Origin of the sequence: Corallincola holothuriorum, from assembly GCF_003336225.1 — a bacterium.
Classification (GTDB): Bacteria; Pseudomonadota; Gammaproteobacteria; order Enterobacterales; family Neiellaceae; genus Corallincola; species Corallincola holothuriorum.
On record NZ_QPID01000015.1, the window covers coordinates 19,276 to 38,709 of the forward strand.

General features: G+C 48.9%; 17 protein-coding genes and 2 tRNA genes. 15 read left to right on the forward strand and 4 right to left on the reverse strand.

Features of this window, described 5'->3' with window-relative positions:
* Positions 1 to 102 precede the first annotated feature (102 nt).
* From accD to purF, 5 genes are all read left to right on the forward strand, one after another.
* Complete coding sequence (accD, locus tag DU002_RS18405; RefSeq protein ID WP_114339923.1) at positions 103 to 978, forward strand: acetyl-CoA carboxylase, carboxyltransferase subunit beta; 876 nt, start codon at positions 103 to 105, stop codon at positions 976 to 978.
* A gap of 13 nt (positions 979 to 991) precedes the next feature.
* Complete coding sequence (gene folC / locus DU002_RS18410) at positions 992 to 2,236, forward strand: bifunctional tetrahydrofolate synthase/dihydrofolate synthase (RefSeq protein ID WP_114339924.1); 1,245 nt, start codon at positions 992 to 994, stop codon at positions 2,234 to 2,236.
* A gap of 14 nt (positions 2,237 to 2,250) precedes the next feature.
* The gene (locus DU002_RS18415; protein ID WP_158538150.1) at positions 2,251 to 2,853 is read left to right on the forward strand and encodes an SPOR domain-containing protein; all 603 of its coding nucleotides are present in this window, start codon (positions 2,251 to 2,253) and stop codon (positions 2,851 to 2,853) included.
* A 65-nt stretch (positions 2,854 to 2,918) separates the two neighbouring features.
* Positions 2,919 to 3,422 (forward strand): CvpA family protein, encoded by a 504-nt coding sequence (locus tag DU002_RS18420; RefSeq protein WP_114339926.1) that lies wholly within the window; start codon positions 2,919 to 2,921, stop codon positions 3,420 to 3,422.
* Between the two features lie 18 nt (positions 3,423 to 3,440).
* Positions 3,441 to 4,967 carry an amidophosphoribosyltransferase gene (gene purF / locus DU002_RS18425; protein WP_114339927.1) on the forward strand — a complete coding sequence of 509 codons (1,527 nt, stop codon included), beginning with the start codon at positions 3,441 to 3,443 and terminating at the stop codon, positions 4,965 to 4,967.
* Positions 4,968 to 5,054: 87 nt separating this feature from the next.
* Here the strand turns inward: purF and DU002_RS18430 are convergent, their stop codons facing one another.
* Positions 5,055 to 5,651, reverse strand: coding sequence for a Yip1 family protein (locus DU002_RS18430; protein ID WP_114339928.1), 597 nt, complete (start codon positions 5,649 to 5,651; stop codon positions 5,055 to 5,057).
* Positions 5,652 to 5,980: 329 nt separating this feature from the next.
* Here DU002_RS18430 and miaE point away from each other — a divergent pair, with 329 nt between their 5' ends.
* Positions 5,981 to 6,757 (forward strand): tRNA isopentenyl-2-thiomethyl-A-37 hydroxylase MiaE, encoded by a 777-nt coding sequence (miaE, locus tag DU002_RS18435; protein WP_114339929.1) that lies wholly within the window; start codon positions 5,981 to 5,983, stop codon positions 6,755 to 6,757.
* On the opposite strand, the gene lpxH is transcribed toward miaE, so the two are convergent.
* Together lpxH and DU002_RS18445 are read right to left on the reverse strand one after the other, a co-directional pair.
* Positions 6,754 to 7,503 (reverse strand): UDP-2,3-diacylglucosamine diphosphatase, encoded by a 750-nt coding sequence (gene lpxH, locus DU002_RS18440; protein ID WP_114339930.1) that lies wholly within the window; start codon positions 7,501 to 7,503, stop codon positions 6,754 to 6,756. The two genes, miaE and lpxH, sit on opposite strands and share 4 nt — an antisense overlap.
* Positions 7,504 to 7,509: 6 nt before the next feature.
* Positions 7,510 to 8,001, reverse strand: a complete 492-nt coding sequence (locus tag DU002_RS18445; RefSeq protein WP_114339931.1) for a peptidylprolyl isomerase — start codon at positions 7,999 to 8,001, stop codon at positions 7,510 to 7,512.
* 176 nt (positions 8,002 to 8,177) lie between these two features.
* On the opposite strand from DU002_RS18445, the gene cysS reads away from it, so the two are divergent.
* Positions 8,178 to 9,557 carry a cysteine--tRNA ligase gene (gene cysS / locus DU002_RS18450; protein WP_114339932.1) on the forward strand — a complete coding sequence of 460 codons (1,380 nt, stop codon included), beginning with the start codon at positions 8,178 to 8,180 and terminating at the stop codon, positions 9,555 to 9,557.
* Between the two features lie 86 nt (positions 9,558 to 9,643).
* On the opposite strand, the gene folD is transcribed toward cysS, so the two are convergent.
* Positions 9,644 to 10,504 carry a bifunctional methylenetetrahydrofolate dehydrogenase/methenyltetrahydrofolate cyclohydrolase FolD gene (gene folD, locus DU002_RS18455; RefSeq protein ID WP_114339933.1) on the reverse strand — a complete coding sequence of 287 codons (861 nt, stop codon included), beginning with the start codon at positions 10,502 to 10,504 and terminating at the stop codon, positions 9,644 to 9,646.
* Between the two features lie 180 nt (positions 10,505 to 10,684).
* Here folD and DU002_RS18460 point away from each other — a divergent pair.
* The 8 genes from DU002_RS18460 to DU002_RS18495 all read left to right on the forward strand — a co-directional run bounded on the left by DU002_RS18460 (position 10,685) and on the right by DU002_RS18495 (position 19,424).
* Positions 10,685 to 10,761, forward strand: a tRNA-Arg gene (locus DU002_RS18460).
* 210 nt (positions 10,762 to 10,971) lie between these two features.
* Entirely contained in the window at positions 10,972 to 12,282 is a 1,311-nt protein-coding gene (gene tig, locus DU002_RS18465) for a trigger factor (RefSeq protein ID WP_114339934.1), read from the forward strand.
* An 85-nt stretch (positions 12,283 to 12,367) separates the two neighbouring features.
* Positions 12,368 to 12,997, forward strand: coding sequence for an ATP-dependent Clp endopeptidase proteolytic subunit ClpP (gene clpP / locus DU002_RS18470; RefSeq protein WP_114339935.1), 630 nt, complete (start codon positions 12,368 to 12,370; stop codon positions 12,995 to 12,997).
* An 89-nt stretch (positions 12,998 to 13,086) separates the two neighbouring features.
* Entirely contained in the window at positions 13,087 to 14,367 is a 1,281-nt protein-coding gene (gene clpX / locus DU002_RS18475) for an ATP-dependent protease ATP-binding subunit ClpX (RefSeq protein WP_114339936.1), read from the forward strand.
* A 124-nt stretch (positions 14,368 to 14,491) separates the two neighbouring features.
* The gene (lon, locus tag DU002_RS18480; RefSeq protein ID WP_114339937.1) at positions 14,492 to 16,846 is read left to right on the forward strand and encodes an endopeptidase La; all 2,355 of its coding nucleotides are present in this window, start codon (positions 14,492 to 14,494) and stop codon (positions 16,844 to 16,846) included.
* A 183-nt stretch (positions 16,847 to 17,029) separates the two neighbouring features.
* A complete protein-coding gene (locus DU002_RS18485) occupies positions 17,030 to 17,302 on the forward strand; it encodes an HU family DNA-binding protein (protein WP_114339938.1) in 273 nt (90 codons plus the stop codon).
* Between the two features lie 69 nt (positions 17,303 to 17,371).
* Positions 17,372 to 17,448, forward strand: a tRNA-Asp gene (locus DU002_RS18490).
* Between the two features lie 77 nt (positions 17,449 to 17,525).
* Positions 17,526 to 19,424, forward strand: a complete 1,899-nt coding sequence (locus DU002_RS18495; RefSeq protein ID WP_114339939.1) for a SurA N-terminal domain-containing protein — start codon at positions 17,526 to 17,528, stop codon at positions 19,422 to 19,424.
* The last annotated feature ends 10 nt before the right edge of the window (positions 19,425 to 19,434 follow it).

The following is a 19,434-nucleotide window of genomic DNA, read 5'->3' on the forward strand; positions in this document are numbered from 1 at the left end:
ATTAAATTGGACAGTTTTGCCGGAACCCGGTGTTTTGCAATGAATTTTGTTGAGCTAAAACTGTCATAGCAGCAGTAATAGCGGACGATACAGAGGGAAATAATGAGCTGGATTGAGAAGATTCTTCCCAAGAGCAAAAGCGGTTCGACTAAGCGTCGAAATATTCCTGAAGGGATCTGGACTAAATGTCCAGCCTGCGAACAGGTGCTTTATCGCGCGGAGTTAGAGCGCAATCAAGAGGTATGCCCCAAGTGTACCCATCACATGCGCATCCATGCTCGCCCTAGACTGGATAGTTTCCTGGATCCCGGTTCACGGGAAGAACTGGGTAGTGAACTTGAGCCGCGAGATATTCTGAGATTTAAAGACACCAAGCGATATAAAGAGCGTATTGCGTCGGCGCAAAAGGCGTCGGGTGAAAAAGATGCATTAGTAGCGATGAAAGGTGAGCTGAAAGGGTTGCCAATTGTTGCAGCAGCATTCGAGTTCTCTTTCATGGGCGGCTCAATGGCGTCGGTCGTTGGTGCTCGCTTTGTAAAAGCCGTTGAGGTCTGCTTGGCTGAAAATCGTCCACTGATCTGCTTCTCAGCCAGTGGTGGCGCTCGGATGCAGGAAGCGTTGTTTTCGTTAATGCAGATGGCTAAAACCAGTGCTGCTTTGGCAAAAATGAGTGAAAAAGGCCTACCGTTTATCTCAGTCTTAACCGATCCAACGATGGGTGGTGTATCGGCGAGCTTAGCGATGTTAGGTGATTTAAATGTTGCTGAGCCGAAAGCACTGATTGGTTTTGCTGGACCACGGGTTATTGAGCAGACGGTGCGAGAGAAGTTGCCAGAGGGCTTCCAACGCAGTGAGTTTTTGGTCGAGCACGGTGCTGTCGATATGATCGTAGATCGTCGAGAGATGCGTGACACCTTGGCCCGTGTATTGGCAAAACTCAGTGATAAACCGAGCACCGAAGCGGCTGTAAGCGAGTAGTCGGATCCCATTGATGCAAAATGAACGTTTTGAAAGCCAGTCCCTTGAGGACTGGCTTTGTTATTTGGAAAAGCTGCACCCCGCTGAAATTGAGATGGGGCTGGAGCGTGTGTCCAAGCTGGCGGCGCGTTTATCGTTAATTAAGCCAGCACCAACAGTATTGTTGGTCGGTGGCACTAACGGTAAGGGGTCGACGGTTGCTCTGTTGGAAAACCTCTGTTTGGTACAGGGGCTGACGACGGGTATCTATTCTTCACCTCACCTTAGACATTACAACGAACGTGTTCGTATCAATGGTAAGGAGTTAGAGGACAGCCAACACTGCCAAGCGTTTGCTGCTGTAGAGGCTGCTCGGGGTGATATTGCGCTGACCTATTTTGAGTTTGGTACCTTGGCTGCCTTATGGCTAATTGCTCAAGCCGATGTAGATGTCGCCCTGCTGGAAGTGGGTTTAGGTGGTCGACTGGATGCAACCAATATTGTTGATGCTGATGCCAGCGTGATCACCAGTGTCGACCTGGACCATCAGTCCTTTCTTGGTAACACCCGTGAATCTGTTGGTTTTGAGAAGGCCGGTATCTTCCGCGCCAACAAGCCTGCCATTATTGGCGAACCCGATGTGCCATCCACCATGCTTGAACAGAGTCGACTCAAGCAGGCTATCCCAGCTTTTGTGGGCGAGGATTTTCACTATAAGAAGCGACAGGACAGTTGGTACTGGCAAACGGAAGGTCAGCTGTTGGAGCGACTGCCACTGCCGAATATTCCGTTGGCGAATGCTGCCACTGCGTTGATGACTTTGCATCAACTGAAGCTGATGCCCGACATTGAGCTGGTTAAGCAGGTATTGATTAATACCGTGCTTCCTGGTCGCTTTCAGGTTATTTCCCAACAGCCAACTGTGGTGCTTGATGTTGGCCATAATCCCCATGCTGCTAACTACTTAAACAAGCGGTTACAAGCATTGAAAGGTGACGGTAAGGTGATTGCTGTCGTGGCGATGTTGGCGGACAAAGATATTGCCGCGACGCTATCGGTAATGCTGCCGACGGTGGATCAATGGCTCGTTGCCAGTTTGGATGTTCCGCGCGGCGCGACGAGTGATCTATTAGAAGATAAGTTAGCCGAGCTTGGCTCGTCCAGCGACCGTTTTGAGCAAGTGAAAGATGCCTATGATCACGCCTTAGCACATGCTTCGGCGGGTGATGTGGTAATCGTTTTTGGCTCGTTTTACACTGTCGCCGAGATATCAGCCTAAGCAGGGGACGTTTTTTGGCCAATCAACTTACCAATCGATTAGTGGGTACAGTGGCATTACTCGCCGTAGGCATCATTGTATTGCCTGATTTGCTTGATGGCGAAAAACAGCGGCATAGTGATGAGTTTGCTGTGATCCCCTTGAAACCCGAGGTTGACCTAGCGATCCATCAAGATGACTTGGCGGCAGCTGAGGGGTTGGTTGAGCAGGAAGATACGGCCGCGGCGCTCTTAGCTGAGAACCAGCCGCCAGTTGTTGATATTGATGGCGACAATGTGGTGGTCAGCGAGCCCGATATTGACGCAGCAACGCCAGCGCCAGTAGTCGTAAAACCAGTCAAATCAGCGCCGAAACTGGAAGGCTTTAAGGATAATGCCTGGGCTATTCAGTTGGGTGGCTTTAAGAACGCTAAAAACGTCAATGGTCTGATCAACAAGTTGGAAAAGGGCGGTTATACAGTGTATACCCGACCAAAAACACCAAAAGATGGCATGATCACGCGAGTTTATATTGGTCCAAGTCTTGATAAACAAGCGCTTGAAAGCAAACTGGAAAGTTTGAAAAAACTGACTGGCCTGACTGGCCAACTGACCGCATATAACCCTTTGGAACAATAGGCGGGATAGGCAAACCGTGAATGCTTTGTTAGAATTCGCGCCGTCCTGAAATAGGTGCGTAGTACATGATTTGGATTGATTTCCTCATTCTCGGCGTCATAGCGTTATCATCGCTGATCAGCTTGATACGCGGTTTCGTTAAAGAAGCAATGTCGTTGGTCAGTTGGGTGGCGGCGTTTTTTATCTCTAGCACTTTCTATCGTGATCTCTCTGCTCTGCTGGCGGACAGTATCTCTGACGCTCTGATCCGGGACGGGGTATCTGCACTGGTACTCTTTATTTGCACCTTGATCCTTGGCGCACTCATCAACTACATCATCTCCCAATTAGTTCAGAAGACCGGATTGTCAGGCACAGATCGCGTGCTCGGCATATGCTTTGGTGGCCTGCGTGGGGTGCTGGTTGTTTGCGCCATGATTTTCTTAATGACTAAATTTTTCCAGTTCGCTGATAGACCTTGGTGGCAGGCTTCTGAATTGATCCCGCACTTTGAAATCATCATTGACTGGTTCTTTGAACACCTGGACGAGACACAAGAGTTGGTCGACCAGGCTGCTAGCGCAGTTTAAAAACGGGGTATATTCGCTATGTGTGGCATTGTTGGGATCGTGGCTCAGTCGCCAGTTAACCAATCTATTTATGACGCGCTCACTGTGCTTCAGCACCGCGGCCAAGACGCGGCAGGTATCGTTACTATTACCGAAGATGGTAATTTTAGATTGCGTAAGGCCAATGGTCTGGTGCGTGATGTATTTGATGTTAAGCATATGCACCGTTTACGGGGCAATGTTGGCATTGGTCATGTGCGTTACCCAACCGCTGGTAGCTCTAGCTCTGCCGAGGCGCAGCCGTTTTACGTTAATAGCCCTTTTGGTATTGCTCTCGCTCACAACGGTAATTTGACCAATGCCGATGAGCTAAAAGAGATGCTTTTTAATGAAGCTCGCCGTCATATCAATACCACGTCAGATTCCGAAGTACTGCTAAACGTACTTGCCCACGAGCTATGCTACGAGCCTAATCTTCAGCTCACCCCTGAGCATGTGTTTGGCGCTGTTTCCCGTGTTCATAAGCGCTGCCGGGGTGGTTATGCCGCTATCGCTATGATTATTGGTCAAGGTATGGTTGCCTTCAGAGATGCTTTTGGTATCCGACCTATTGTTCTTGGTAAACGAGCCAAGGCTGACGGCGGTTTTGACTATATGGTCGCGTCGGAAAGCGTTGCGTTAGATGCTGTCGGTTACCAGTTTGTTCGCGACTTAGCTCCAGGTGAAGCAGTGTATATTACGGATCAAGGCGAGCTGTTTTCTCAGCAATGTTCTGATGATCCTAAATGCTGCCCATGTATTTTCGAATATGTTTATTTCGCTCGTCCAGACAGCAAAATCGATGGCGTGTCGGTTTATGCCTCCCGTGTTCGTATGGGCCAGCGATTGGGTAAAAAGATAGCCAAGGAGTGGGCGGATCTGGATATCGATGTTGTTATCCCGATCCCTGAAACTTCCTGTGATATCGCTTTGGAAATCGCTAATAACCTTGATCTACCGTACCGTCAGGGTTTTGTGAAAAACCGTTACATTGGCCGTACTTTTATCATGCCTGGGCAAACTGAGCGGGTTAAATCGGTACGCCGTAAGCTCAATGCGATCACTACCGAGTTTAAAGGCAAGAACGTGTTGCTGGTGGATGACTCAATTGTTCGTGGTACGACGTCAAATCAGATTATCGAGATGGCTAGGGAAGCGGGCGCAAAGAAAGTTTATTTTGCTTCGGCGGCTCCGGAAATTCGTTTCCCGAATGTTTACGGCATCGATATGCCATCGGCGAATGAACTGATTGGCCATGGTCGTGAACTGGATGAGATTTGTGACATCATTGGTGCCGATGGTTTGATCTTCCAGGATTTAGCGGATCTGGAGCTGGCGGTTCAGGATGGTAATCCTGATATTGACCAGTTTGAAACATCAGTATTTACCGGTCAGTACGTCACTGGCGATGTGACACAAGAGTATTTGGAGCATATTGACCAAGTGCGCAATGATGATGCCAAGGCTGATGAAGAGTTTTTCCAGAACAGCTCCAACATGGAACTGCATAACGAAGGCCATCCGTGAATGGCTGGTTTAGATACTCTGATTGAGTGTCTTTGACAATAAAAAAGGCAGCGAAAGCTGCCTTTTTTATCTAACAGAAAGGGCCACTTACATATATTCAGGGCCTAAACCCAAGTTCCAAAGGATCACTGACCCGGCCATCAGAGCAACCAGCAAAACCAAGCCGCAGGTAACCACAGAACTGGCGTAGATAAAGCCACGCTCTTCCGGGATATGCATCATGATAGGGACGCCGCTATAAAGCAGATAGACGCTATAGGCGACGCCAGCGAGTCCGACCAGCATTACAAACCATAAGATTGGCAGTAGTGCGGCAAAGCCAACCATAAACAGGGGGGTGGAGGTATAAGCGGCGAGTTCCAACGCATGGGTGAATGAGGTTTTTGTGCCGAAAGTGTGTGCCATCCACTGGGTCAGCCAAGCCAAGCCAAAGACGCCAGCAATTAAGCCAAAATACATGGCTATCGACATTTTGAGGGCACTGGCTTCGGTGAGCATGATGGGATCACCTGCGCCAATACTCCAGCCGATATGAGCAGCAGCATAGTAACTGCAGATCGCCGGTATCAGGGCCGTTAACATTATATGTGACAAACTGTAGGTTAAACCTTCATGTTTGAGGTCGATTGCTTGCCATTCTTCACGAGGGTGGGCATAGATGCCCCAGAGGTGGTTCAATATCATAGTTGTTGCCCTTTTGCTTCTTCCCCAAGAAATAGAACAGGCGCGCGTTATTATAATTGTCGCGTCACCCTATGAACATTTATTGACCAGTATCGCGATTTCTGCAAGTTGCGGAGTCAACTCGTGCTGCGGATCATGATCCAGCTCTCCACACTCTAATAGAACGTGATATGGCACCAATGAGCTTGCTTACGCTGAACTCAGGCGTTTAGATCAGACACAGAAGCTGTAATAGAACAAGAACTGTGTGGATCTAAGCTGAAAGCTGAGCTGGTTGCAGGTAGCATAGGCGATTCATGTATCTATTCTGCAATTGAGCTATCGCTGTCATGGATCTGGAACATCAACAACTGCTGGCCCCCATCTATCAATTTCTTAAGTGTGAAACGCCTGAAGCCTGGATTGAAGAAGCAATCAAGCCTGAGCGCTTGTCCGCTTTGTTGGTGGATCATGCTAACTGTGAACTGAAAGCAGCACAGAGTGCCGCGCTGCTTATTCGCCGTTACGCTATCGACAAGGAGAGTGGTGCGACCCTGTTATCTTGGTTAAAACCTTATGAAGACTTTGTTTATCGGCAGGAGGGAGACGGTATTTTTTCTGCTAAGAAGAATGCATTGATTGGCAGTTTAAAAACCAAAGATCTTAAGCCGGAAACGCAGGATCTGCTGGATAAGATGGTGCGTCTGATTAAAGAGGAACTGCATCATTTTGAGCAGGTGCTGGAGATCATGCAGGCCAGAGATATTCCTTATGAACAGCTGTCCGCGGCCAGATATGCCAAGGGGCTCATTAAACACGTGCGTACCTATGAGCCCGCCGCTGCCGTTGATAAGTTGATTATCGGTGCCTTTATTGAAGCGCGGAGCTGTGAACGCTTTGCCAAGCTGGCACCCTATTTGGATGCGGAGCTGGAGAAGTTCTATATCTCCTTACTGCGGTCGGAGGCGCGACATTATCAGGACTATCTGAAGCTTGCTGCGACGATATCTGCTGACGGGCTAGAGCAACGCATCGCATTTTTTGCTGAGCAAGAAGCATTGCTGATGACCAGCGAGGATGATCAATTTCGTTTTCACAGCGGTGTGCCAACGTCAGTTTTTGCTTAAGCGCTATTTTTATCTTCTGGCGACAGGGGAGCGTGGTGCAGTTCAAAGCTATCGGCATCGAAGGTGAGATAGCTGGATTGGCTATACCAGTCACCGAGGACGATACGTTGTCCGGTTCGGCCATTGGCCAAGGTGACATCATGGACAAAGGGACGATGAGTATGGCCATGGATCATCAGCTCTACGTTGTTATCAGTCATGACCTGTGTCACTTCCGCTGACGTTACATCCATAATTTCGGCGCTTTTCATCGCCGTTGCTGCTTTGCTTTTTGCGCGGTAATCATCGGCGATCTTTTTTCGCAGACGTAGCGGCAACGACAACATAAAGCCTTGCCACCACCAAGTTCGGCTCTTGCGGCGAAATTTTTGGTAGTCATGATCTTGGGTGCAAAGGGTGTCACCATGGAGTAACACCACCGGTTTGCCATACAGTTCGACGACACACTGTTCTGGCAGCAGTGTCACGCCAGACTGTTTTGCAAAGCGCTTTCCTAACAAAAAGTCACGATTCCCATGAATAAAATAGACAGGTACACCACTTTGAGTCAGGGTCAAAAACGCCTGCTTCACCTGATTGATGCACTCATCTTCAAAATCGTCGCCAAACCAGGCGTCAAACAGATCACCTAGGACATAAAGTGCATCTGCCTGACTGGCCGTATCCGTCATAAACTCGACGAAAGCGGCCGTAATATCAGGCCGCTCGACGCTGAGGTGGAGATCTGAAATAAAGAGAGTGCTCACTAGGCGTTAGACCAGTTCAGCAGATTCGATCACTACATCTTCACGGGGCACATCTTGGTGTCCGGCGTAGTTACCTGTACTGACCGCTTTGATTTTGTCGATCACATCCATTCCCTCAACGACTTCTGCAAATACGCAGTAGCCCCAACCTGAAGGCGTTTCAGAGGTATGGTCAAGGAAGGTGTTGTCGGAAACATTGATGAAGAACTGGCACGTTGCTGAGTGAGGATCGTTGGTACGAGCCATTGCCAAGGTGCCTACTTTGTTGCTCAGGCCATTGTTAGCTTCGTTTTTGACCTTTTCGTTGGTTGCCTTTTGTTCCATGCCTGGCTCAAAGCCACCACCTTGGATCATGAAGCCATCAATAACACGATGAAAAATGGTGTTGTTATAGAAGCCTGATTTCACGTATTCGACAAAATTTGCCACGGTTGCTGGTGCCGCTTTTTCGTTCAGTTCTATTTTAATGTCGCCAAAATTAGTGTGCAGGATAACCATTTGAACTCTCTCCAGTGCATTGTTTGGCTGGATTCTAGCGGATGCGACGCAAGGCTGAAAGGTGTGAGGTGCCGTTTAAGTAGAAAGCCGAGATAAAAAGGGCGATGCGTGGCAGCGGACGCGATGGTAGAATCCCCCTCTATTTGGTGATTTAACCGCAAAGGACGATTGTTTCAATGTTGCAGATCTACAATACGCTCACCCGCGAAAAAAAGGCGTTTCAACCGCTTCAGCCCGGCAAAGTAGGGCTCTACCTGTGTGGGGTTACAGCGTACGATGATTGTCACATTGGCCATGCTCGTACCGCGGTGAGCTTCGATGTAGTGGTACGTTATCTGCGTTTTTCCGGCTATCAGGTGGAATTTGTACGTAACATCACCGATGTGGACGACAAGATCATTAAGCGTGCTTTAGAAAATGGCGAGAGCTGTGACCAGTTGACTGCCCGCACTGTGGCGCGGATGCATGAAGATTACGATAAATTAAATATTTTACGCCCTGATATCGAACCTCGCGTGACTACCCATATGGATGAGATCATCGCTTTGGTGGCGCGCCTGATTGAGAAAAAGCACGCCTATGTCGCGGAGACCGGTGATGTGATGTTCGAGGTCTCAAGTTTTGATGAGTATGGTCGGTTAGGTGGCCAAAACCTCGAAATGTTGCAGGCTGGCGCGAGGGTAGAAGTTGAACGGAGCAAGCGTAGCCCACTCGACTTTGTGCTCTGGAAGATGGCAAAGCCGGGTGAGCCTAGCTGGAGCTCTCCGTGGGGAGAGGGCCGACCAGGCTGGCATATCGAATGTTCGGCGATGAACGCCAAACATCTCGGTGAGCATTTCGATATTCACTGCGGCGGCTCAGACCTCATCTTTCCACACCATGAGAATGAGATTGCACAGTCTTGCTGCGCCTTTGATACACCCTATGTCAACCTGTGGATGCACAGTGGCATGGTGCAGGTGGACAGTGAGAAGATGTCAAAGAGCTTGGGCAACTTTTTCCTTATTCGCGACGTGTTAACTGAGTATGACGCAGAAACCATACGTTTCTTCCTATTGTCTGGTCATTATCGTAGCCAGTTGAACTACTCTCGGGATAACTTGCAGCAGGCGAGGGCAGGCCTAGAACGTCTGTATACCGCGATGCGTGATATTGAGCCTGCGTCAGCAGCGGATTTTTCAACGGATGCCACGAGCAAGTTCCGCCAGGCGATGGATGATGACTTTAATGTGCCGGAAGCGATGTCGGTATTGTTTGAGTTGGCGAAAGAGATCAATCGGTGTCGCCAAGCAGAGCCTGAACGGGCGGCACAGTTAGTTGCCCAGTTAACAGCGCTGGGTGGCGTGCTGGGCATACTGCAACAATCGCCAGCGACTTTTTTGCAGGGCGATGAAAGTCAAGATGAAGTCGCTTTAATTGAATCTCTGATTGCGCAGCGTAATGCCGCTCGGGCAGCAAAAGATTGGGGCGCAGCAGACGAAGCGCGGGACAAATTGAATGAGATGAAAATTGTGTTGGAAGATGGCCCTGAAGGCACAACTTGGCGTCGAGGTTAACCGCGGTTCTACCGTAGCAAAGCCAAAGTAGAAATAAAAACGCCCACATGTGTGGGCGTTTTTTTTAGGGTAATAGGCAACTCATGTCAATCGTTGTCGTGGTATAGCTCGCAGGCTTCTAAGGTATTTTCAATCAAGCTGGCTACCGTCATTGGGCCAACTCCACCCGGTACAGGGGTGATGAATGCAGCTTTTTCTGCTGCCGGCGCAAACTCAACATCACCGACTAAGCGTCCGTCATCTACTCGGTTGATACCAACATCAATAACGTAAGCGCCCTCTTTAACCCAGTTACCAGGGATAAATTCAGGCTTACCTACAGCAACCACCAGGATATCGGCACGGCGTACTTCGGCTTCGAGATCTTCAGTAAAGCGATGGCAACATGTGGTGGTGCAGCCAGCCAGCAGCAGCTCTAGGATCATTGGTCGACCAACAATGTTGGAGGCACCAACGATCACCGCGTGTTTACCGTGAAATTTAACACCCGTTGAATCAAGTAGGGTGATCACCCCTTTTGGCGTACATGGGCGTAGCGCTGGAATGCGTTGAGCCAGGCGGCCGATGTTATACGGATGAAAGCCATCCACATCTTTATCTGGGCGGATCCGCTCCAGCACCACCTCTGAATTGATATGTTCAGGTAGCGGCAGCTGCACCAAAATACCGTCGATAGCAACCTGTTCATTAAGCTGATCGATTAACGCAAGCAATTCATCCTGCGTCGTTTTACCTGGCAGATCATGGGAAACCGATATAAATCCCACTTCGTCACAGGAGCGGCGTTTACTACCAACGTAAACGGCCGAGGCAGGGTCGTCGCCGACCATGACAACGGCGAGGCCGGGCGCGCGTTTACCGGCATCAAGACGTACTTTAACCCGTGCGGCGACGGATTCTTTTACCTGCTTAGCAATTGCTTTGCCATCAATAAGCTGAGCTGCCATGTCTACCTTTGCTATTATTGGAACGAAATTATGGTTGCTGAGTATTGTCTCAGAATGTGGTTAAGCTTCCAACTATGCTTTTCGCTTGATTTGCACGATTGACCGCTGGATCCATACTCGCTATTATGCCGCCGCTTTTGCGACAAAGCGGTCTTCGATTTTGTCCGATGCAATCATAAAGCGCCCGTAGCTCAGTTGGATAGAGCATCCGCCTTCTAAGCGGATGGTCGCAGGTTCGAATCCTGCCGGGCGCGCCATCTCTTGATTACTCGACTCTCTCTATTAACCCCGCTATAATGCCGCGTCATTTTTCGCCGTCGCCGAAGTGTGGTTTAGTCAGTCAGCTGGCTTTTTCCGACCGCGAAAACAGAATTCATATTGGTGGCAGTGTTAACGGAATGTCGTTCGCTGTCCTAAATACCGTAAGAAAACAGAGAGTAAGCAGCTCTCGATATTGAGGTAGCAAGATGCAAGTGTCTGTTGAGACTACTAGTGGTCTGGAGCGTCGCCTGACCATTTCTGTTCCTGCTGAGCAGGTAGAAAAAGAAGTGGAGAATCGTCTCCGTCGCCTGTCTAAGACTCAGCGCATTGACGGCTTCCGTCCAGGCAAGGTGCCTGTGTCCGTTATCCGCAAGCGTTATAGTGATGCCGTTCGTTATGAAGTTGCTGGTGAGCTTGCTCAGCGCAACTATTTCGAAGCTATCATGGCTGAGAAGATCGCCCCTGCAGGTCGTCCTGAACTGGCTATCGTTAAAAACGAAGCGGGTGCGGATCTAGAATTCACAGCAACTATTGAAGTCTATCCAGACTTTGAAGTGGCTGGCCTGGAAACGGTTGAAGTTGAGAAGCCTAGCGCAGAAGTGACAGATGAAGATCTGGCTAACATGATCGAAACACTGCGTAAGCAGCATGCTACTTTTGCTGAAGTGACTCGTGCCGCTGCTGAAGGTGATAAGACTTTCATTGATTTCGTTGGCACCGTTGATGGCGAAGAGTTTGATGGCGGCAAAGCTGAAAACTTTGAATTGGTTATCGGCGCTGGCCGCATGATCCCTGGTTTCGAAGATGCTGTTGCTGGTAACAAAGCAGGTGACGAAGTCGTTGCTAACGTGACCTTCCCTGAAGACTATCACGCAGAAAACCTCAAAGGAAAAGCCGCTGAGTTCAAGATCAAGATCAACAAGATCGAAGGTCAGGAACTGCCAGAAGTGAACGAAGAGTTCGCAGCTAAGTTCGGTGTAGGTGATGGTACGGTTGAGTCTTTCAAGACTGAAGTAAGCAAAAACATGCAGCGTGAGCTGGGTCAAGCGCTGAAAAACGCGGTAAAAGAGCAGGTCATTAACGGTTTATTGGCCGCTAATGAAGTTGACCTGCCTAAAGCTTTGGTTGAGCAAGAGATTGATGCTTTGCGTCAGCAAGCGTTACAGCGCTTTGGTGGTGCCGAGCAGCAAAACTTGCCTGAACTACCTGCTGACCTGTTTACTGAGCAGGCCGAACGTCGTGTACGTACCGGCTTAGTATTGGGTGAGTTGATTAAAGGTAATGAGCTGGAAGCTGACGAAGAGCGTGTGATGGAGCAGATCAACACGCTGGCGACTGCTTATGAAGATCCATCAGAGGTCGTTAACTACTACAAAGGTAACGAAGAGTTGATGCAGCAAATGCGCAATTTGGCTCTGGAAGATCAGGCGATTGATTTAGTGCTGAGCAAGGCAAAAGTCACTGAAGTGACCAAAACCTTTGACGAAGTAATGAATCCAGCTCCTAATAACGCCTAAACAGCGTTGACTTGTGCGGCCTCGTGCCGCATATAATGGCTCGACTGAATTATTCACTCGAGCCATTTTTATATCTAGGAAACACATGTCAAATTTCGAACAGCCTTCCGCTTTTGATCCGCTAGCCTCATTGGTACCCATGGTTGTAGAGCAGACAGCCAAGGGAGAGCGCGCTTACGATATCTATTCTCGCTTACTCAAAGAGCGTGTGATCTTTATGGTTGGGCCGGTCGAAGACCATATGGCAAACCTGATTGTTGCACAGATGCTATTCCTTGAGTCAGAGAGCCCAGAAAAAGATATTTTTCTCTATATCAACTCTCCAGGTGGTTCAGTAACGGCCGGCATGGCGATCTACGACACGATGAAGTTTATCAAGCCGGATGTGAGTACCGTCTGTATTGGCCAAGCCGCCAGCATGGGGGCTTTCCTTTTGTCTGGCGGTGCGAAGGGCAAGCGCTACTGTTTGCCAAATAGCCGAGTAATGATCCACCAGCCGTTGGGCGGTTTCCAGGGCCAGGCATCGGATTTTGAAATTCATGCCAAAGAGATCCTGTCTATTAAAGAGAAGATGAACCGGTTAATGGCAGAACATACGGGGCAGCCTTATGAACAGGTTTCTCAAGATACCGATCGAGACAACTTTATGAGCGCTTATGACGCGAAAGAGTATGGCTTGGTAGATGATGTTCTGACACGTAGAACAGAAGTGTGATAACGTTTTACTAAGTTCGGCTTATACTGGTTGTATGCCTATGAAAGTTTTGAGCCTGGTAAGCGGAAGTTAAAAGTGAGGATTTGTGCATGACTGATCATCGAAAGGGCGGGGATAGCGACAATAAACTGCTGTACTGCTCTTTTTGCGGCAAGAGCCAGCATGAAGTGCGCAAACTGATAGCAGGGCCATCGGTTTTTATTTGTGATGAGTGCGTAGAGCTCTGTAACGATATTATTCGTGAAGAAATAAAAGATCTGCCTAATAAGCGTGATGGTTCCAGATTACCAACACCACATGAGATCCGGGATCACCTGGAAGGCTACGTGATTGGTCAGGAACACGCGAAGAAAGTGTTATCGGTTGCGGTTTATAACCACTACAAGCGCCTGAAGAATACCGACGTCAACGATGAAGTTGAGTTAGGTAAAAGTAATATTTTGCTCATCGGTCCAACAGGTAGTGGTAAAACATTACTGGCGGAAACGCTGGCCCGTTTTCTTGACGTGCCTTTCACCATGGCTGATGCCACAACACTGACCGAAGCAGGTTATGTGGGTGAAGATGTCGAGAATATTATCCAGAAATTGCTACAAAAGTGTGACTACGACACAGATAAAGCACAGCGCGGCATCGTGTATATCGATGAGATCGACAAGATCTCGCGTAAATCTGACAATCCAAGCATTACGCGAGATGTCAGTGGTGAAGGTGTACAGCAAGCGCTATTGAAGCTGATCGAAGGTACCGTGGCGTCTGTGCCTCCGCAAGGTGGCCGTAAGCATCCGCAGCAAGAGTTCTTGCAGGTGGATACCTCCAAGATATTGTTTATCTGTGGTGGTGCCTTTGCTGGGCTGGATAAAGTGGTTGAACAGCGGGTTAATGTGGGTACTGGTATCGGTTTTGGTGCCAAGGTTAAAGATTCTGATGAGAAGGCGTCGCTTAGCGATATGTTCCGTCAGGTTGAGCCGGAAGATCTGGTTAAGTATGGCTTGATCCCTGAATTTATTGGCCGTCTCCCTGTTGTAGCAACATTGGAAGAGCTGGACGATGAAGCCTTGATCCAGATCCTGCAAGAGCCAAAGAACGCGTTAACGAAACAGTACAGTGCTTTGTTCCGCCTTGAAGAGGTTGAACTGGAGTTCCGTGATGACGCTCTGCGAGCAATAGCTCGTAAGGCGATGGATCGTAAGACTGGCGCACGTGGTTTGCGCTCGATAGTTGAGCAAATATTGCTCGATACTATGTATGATCTGCCATCAATGGAAAATGTCGCAAAAGTGGTTGTTGATGAAACGGTGGTTACAGGTGAGTCAGATCCAATTCTGATTTACCGTGGAACCGAGCAACAAGTCGCTTCAGCAGACTAAAGTCGTACAGATAATGACCAACTAAGGGGCTTCGGCCCCTTTTTCCGTATTTGCCGATTGAATCGGCTTTCCATGCCCCCATATACTGTTGAAATAAGTCCTTATCCTCTGGTGGAGATCCTGCATGACAGAAGAGCGTTTGGAACGCATAGAGATCCCTGTACTGCCATTACGTGATGTAGTGGTATACCCGCACATGGTGATCCCACTGTTTGTTGGTCGCGAAAAGTCTATCCAATGTCTTGAAGCGGCGATGGAAAATGACAAACAGATATTCCTGGTGGCACAGAAAGATGCATCAGTTGAAGAGCCGGGTACCGAGGATGTGTATGACGTCGGTACGGTAGCCACCATATTGCAGCTGCTAAAACTGCCTGATGGTACGGTGAAGGTTTTAGTCGAAGGAAGCCAGCGTGCTCGTATTGAGCAATTTACCGCGTCGGAAGATTTCTTCGAAGCGGAAGTACAGTACTTAACCACGCAAGTGGAGATGGAAGAGCGCGAGCTCGATGTGCTTGTCCGCTCGGTGATCGCACAGTTTGAAGGTTACATCAAACTGAATAAAAAGATTCCGCCCGAAGTACTGACCTCCTTGCAGGGAATAGAAGAGCCGACTCGTCTGGCTGATACGATGGCGGCACATATGCCGTTGAAGCTTGATGATAAACAGAAAGTGCTTGAGGTGGTCAGCGTTAACGAACGCCTCGAGTTCTTAATGGCGATGATGGAATCCGAAGTTGACCTGTTGCAGGTTGAAAAGCGGATCCGCGGTCGCGTTAAGAAACAGATGGAAAAGAGTCAGCGCGAGTACTATCTGAATGAGCAGATGAAAGCGATTCAGAAAGAGCTGGGTGAGCTGGAAGAAGGTCCTGACGAATTCGAAATGCTGAAGAAGCGTATCGAAGAAGCGAAGATGCCCGATGAAGCCAAGGAGAAGACAGAAGCGGAATTGCAGAAGTTGCGTATGATGTCACCTATGTCAGCTGAAGCGACGGTTGTTCGTGGTTATATCGATTGGATGGTCGGGTTACCGTGGCATAAGCGCAGTAAGGTGAAAAAGAACCTTGCTGGCGCGCAGACCATTCTCGACAAAGACCATTTTGGCCTCGAGAAAGTCAAAGAGCGTATTCTTGAGTACCTTGCCGTACAGAATCGGGTACGCAAGCTGAAAGGCCCTATTTTATGTTTGGTTGGGCCCCCTGGCGTGGGTAAAACTTCTCTCGGGCAGTCTATCGCGAAGGCGACAGGGCGAAAATATACTCGCATGGCATTAGGCGGCGTGCGTGATGAAGCTGAAATACGCGGTCATCGCCGAACTTATATTGGTTCTATGCCGGGTAAGCTGCTGCAGAAGATGAGTAAGGTTGGGGTGAAAAACCCGCTGTTCTTGCTTGATGAGATCGACAAAATGGGCAGTGACATGCGTGGTGATCCGGCATCTGCGCTGCTAGAAGTACTCGATCCTGAGCAAAACAACAGTTTCAATGACCACTATCTTGAAGTGGATTACGATCTGTCGGACGTGATGTTTGTTGCCACCTCCAACTCGATGAATATTCCGGCGCCTCTGTTAGACCGTATGGAAGTGATCCGCTTAGCGGGTTACACCGAAGATGAAAAGCTTAACATCGCCCGTGAACACCTATTGTCAAAACAGGTTGAACGTAATGGCCTCAAGGCCAATGAAGTTGAGATTGAGGATAGTGCCATTAATGGCATTATTCGTTATTACACTCGCGAAGCGGGTGTACGTAATTTGGAGCGAGAGATCTCCAAGCTATGTCGAAAAGCGGTCAAGCAGTTACTACTGAAAGAAAAAGCTGTGCCCATTCGGATCACGAATGAAAATCTGAAAGAGTACTTAGGCGTACAGCGTTACGATTTCGGTAAAGCGGAAGATAACAATCGCATCGGCCTAGTCAATGGTTTGGCTTGGACGGAAGTTGGTGGCGATCTACTGACTGTTGAAGCGATGTCGGTGCCCGGTAAAGGCAAGCTTTCGTTCACCGGTTCCCTTGGTGAGGTGATGCAGGAGTCCATTCAGGCTGCGATGACTGTGGTGCGTTCTCGTGCTGACAAGTGGCGTATTAGTCCTGATTTTCATGAGAAGCGTGATATTCACGTACACGTGCCAGAAGGGGCAACGCCCAAAGATGGTCCGAGTGCGGGCATCGCCATGAGTACAGCTTTAGTTTCTACGCTGACAGGCAACCCGGTGCGTGCAGATGTTGCGATGACTGGTGAGATCACGCTACGTGGTGAAGTACTGCCGATTGGTGGCTTGAAAGAGAAACTGTTGGCCGCACACCGCGGTGGTATTAAGCGGGTGATCATCCCCCATGAAAATGCCAGAGACCTTGAAGAGATCCCTGATAACGTGAAGCAAGACATGGAAATTCATCCGGTACGCTGGATCGAAGACGTGTTGGAGTTAGCGTTACAGGAGCCTGCGGAAGGTTTTGCAATTGCTAAGAATTAGATCTTGGTAACGAAAATAATGCGGGTTCGGTGATCGTGCCCGCGGATCTGGCTCAATCCCTCATAATTCAAGGCTTCGCGCCTTGCGTAGCGGATTTAAGCCTGATATAAAACGTCGCTAGTTGCGGTAAACAAATAATAAATTGCTGCAACCAATGAATAGAATAAGAAAGGGGATGACACCGTGAATAAGTCTCAACTTATTGATCAAATTGCTGATGGAGCAGATATTTCAAAGGCGTCTGCTGGCCGTGCGCTAGATAGCTTCGTCGATGCTATTACTGAAGCTCTTAAAGATGGCGACCAGGTTGCTCTGGTTGGTTTTGGTTCTTTTGTAGTTCGTGAGCGTGCTGCTCGCACTGGTCGTAACCCACAAACGGGTGCAACCATCGATATCGCTGCTGCTAAAGTTCCTGCGTTCAAAGCCGGTAAGGCTTTGAAAGACGCTGTAAACTAATTCACGGCCGCGTTAGCGGCTGGAATTTGGTTTACGCGTCATACACTGCAGATGTAAGTCTGCAGTTATGGAGTGGTAGTTCAGTTGGTTAGAATACCGGCCTGTCACGCCGGGGGTCGCGGGTTCGAGTCCCGTCCACTCCGCCAATTTATCGAAGGCGCATCCGACGACGATGCGCTTTTTTTATTTTAGTTTTGCGTAAGCGCTAACGAGAGACAACAACATGCTGGATAAGATCCGTGAGGGAGTTCACGGCCCCGCCGCCAAAATTGTATTGAGTTTAATCATTTTGTCATTTGCTTTTGCGGGCGTCAGTAGCTACATGGGCGGTAACAATGCACAGCCTGCTGCCGTAGTGAATGGTGAAGAGATCAGCCCTCGGGCATTTGAGGCTGCTTATCAGAACGAACGCGCGCGCATGGAGCAGCAGTTTGGGCAATTGTTCAATCAGTTGGCAAGTGATAGTGCTTATATGCAGCGCTTTCGCGCGAGTGTTTTGGAGCGCCTGATTGACGAAGTAGTCACAGACCAGGCTGCTGATGAATTAGGCCTAACTATCAGTGATGAACAGATTAAATCTGCCATTAAGGAAATGCCTCAGTTCCAAGTGAATGGGCAGTTTTCTAATGATGTGTATTTGAGTACTGTTCGCCGTCAGAATATGTCAACGTCGCAGTTCCGTGAATATCTGCGTCGCGAAATGACCCGGCGTCAATTGTTGCAGGCGCTGATTGCGACCGATTTCGTTACCGAGGCGGAATTGAAACAACGCTATATGCTGGACAATCAGACGCGCGATATTCGCCTGGTGACCATTGATTCAGCAACCTTGCTTGGGCAGGTTGAGCCTTCAGATGAAGAGTTGCAGCAGGCCTATGAAATGCAGGCACAGCGCTTTGTTACGCCTGAGCAGATCGCACTTGAATATATTGAATTGAAGGTGTCGGATCTGGCTGCTACGCAGTCAGTAAGCGATGATGAGATCAATGCTTACTACAGTGAGAACTCTGCTCTGTATATGCTGCCAGAACAGCGCAAGGTTGCGCATATATTGTTGCCAGCGGAAGATAGTGAAAAGGCCGCTACGTTAGTGTCTGAATTGGCAGCAGGTGCTGATTTTGCAGAACTGGCTAAAGCTAACTCTATCGATACTTTTAGTGGTGAAAACGGTGGTGAGCTGGACTGGTTTGAGCGTGGAACCTATGGCGAAGATTTTGATGATGCATCATTTGCTTTAGCTGTTGGTGATGTATCTGCACCAGTAGAAACAACTAATGGCATTCACCTGATCAAGTTGCTAGATGTTAAACCGTCGGTTCAGCAACCACTTGCGGAAGTGACCGATAGCATTGCGCTACAACTTAAGAAGCAGAAAGCTGAAAGCGATTTCATTGAGTTGCAAACGGCAATGACCAACGTAGCGTTTGAAGTTCCTGACACGCTGGAGGATGCTGCTAATGCGGCAGGCCTAGAAGTGCAAAAAACGGCTTTGTTCAGCAGAGAAAGTGCGCCAGCACCATTTAATAATGGTGAGTTGCTAAATGCAGCGTTTAGCGAAACTGTCTTGCTGGAAGGCCTGAATAGCGATGCGATTGAAGTTGGCGGTGAGCAAGTGATCATTGTGCGCTTGTTGGAGCATAAACCCTCTGCACAGCTAACCTTTGACGAAGTTAAGCCGCAATTGTTGACTGATGTGAAGCGACGTCTTGCTGGTGAGAAGGCTGACGCAATTGCAGCTGAACTCACAGAGAAGTTGTTAGCTGGAGAAGATGTCACGGCATTGCTTACTGAGAATAGCTTGGCATTTGAAGAGAAGTTGGCGTTGACACGCTATGGTAGTGATGTGGCTCCAGCGGTTCGCGATGCAGCATTTGCTTTAGCGCCGTCGACTGATGGCACTGCAAGCGCAGAACAAGCTTCGATCCCTGGCGGGAAGTATGCCGTGGTTGAGTTGTTAAAGGTAAACAATGCAACCTCGCCTGAGCCAGGGCAATTGACCGCGTTGGAAGCGCAGGTTTCCCCGCAACTTATTGAGCAGGCTTATCAGCCATTGATCGCGATGCTTCGTGACCGGGCAGAGATAACCTATCCAGTGGTAGCGACAGAAACATTGCCCCAGTAAAGCGTCATAT

Excerpts from the sequence above, each read along its gene's own strand:
- clpX (WP_114339936.1), top strand. The coding sequence starts at position 13,087 with ATGACTGATCATCGAAAGGGCGGGGATAGCGACAATAAACTGCTGTAC.
- purF (WP_114339927.1), top strand. The coding sequence starts at position 3,441 with ATGTGTGGCATTGTTGGGATCGTGGCTCAGTCGCCAGTTAACCAATCT.
- clpP (WP_114339935.1), top strand. The coding sequence starts at position 12,368 with ATGTCAAATTTCGAACAGCCTTCCGCTTTTGATCCGCTAGCCTCATTG.
- cysS (WP_114339932.1), top strand. The coding sequence starts at position 8,178 with ATGTTGCAGATCTACAATACGCTCACCCGCGAAAAAAAGGCGTTTCAA.
- DU002_RS18430 (WP_114339928.1), bottom strand. The coding sequence starts at position 5,651 with ATGATATTGAACCACCTCTGGGGCATCTATGCCCACCCTCGTGAAGAA.
- DU002_RS18495 (WP_114339939.1), top strand. The coding sequence starts at position 17,526 with ATGCTGGATAAGATCCGTGAGGGAGTTCACGGCCCCGCCGCCAAAATT.
- accD (WP_114339923.1), top strand. The coding sequence starts at position 103 with ATGAGCTGGATTGAGAAGATTCTTCCCAAGAGCAAAAGCGGTTCGACT.
- lon (WP_114339937.1), top strand. The coding sequence starts at position 14,492 with ATGACAGAAGAGCGTTTGGAACGCATAGAGATCCCTGTACTGCCATTA.
- DU002_RS18445 (WP_114339931.1), bottom strand. The coding sequence starts at position 8,001 with ATGGTTATCCTGCACACTAATTTTGGCGACATTAAAATAGAACTGAAC.
- tig (WP_114339934.1), top strand. The coding sequence starts at position 10,972 with ATGCAAGTGTCTGTTGAGACTACTAGTGGTCTGGAGCGTCGCCTGACC.
- miaE (WP_114339929.1), top strand. The coding sequence starts at position 5,981 with ATGGATCTGGAACATCAACAACTGCTGGCCCCCATCTATCAATTTCTT.
- folD (WP_114339933.1), bottom strand. The coding sequence starts at position 10,504 with ATGGCAGCTCAGCTTATTGATGGCAAAGCAATTGCTAAGCAGGTAAAA.
- DU002_RS18420 (WP_114339926.1), top strand. The coding sequence starts at position 2,919 with ATGATTTGGATTGATTTCCTCATTCTCGGCGTCATAGCGTTATCATCG.
- folC (WP_114339924.1), top strand. The coding sequence starts at position 992 with ATGCAAAATGAACGTTTTGAAAGCCAGTCCCTTGAGGACTGGCTTTGT.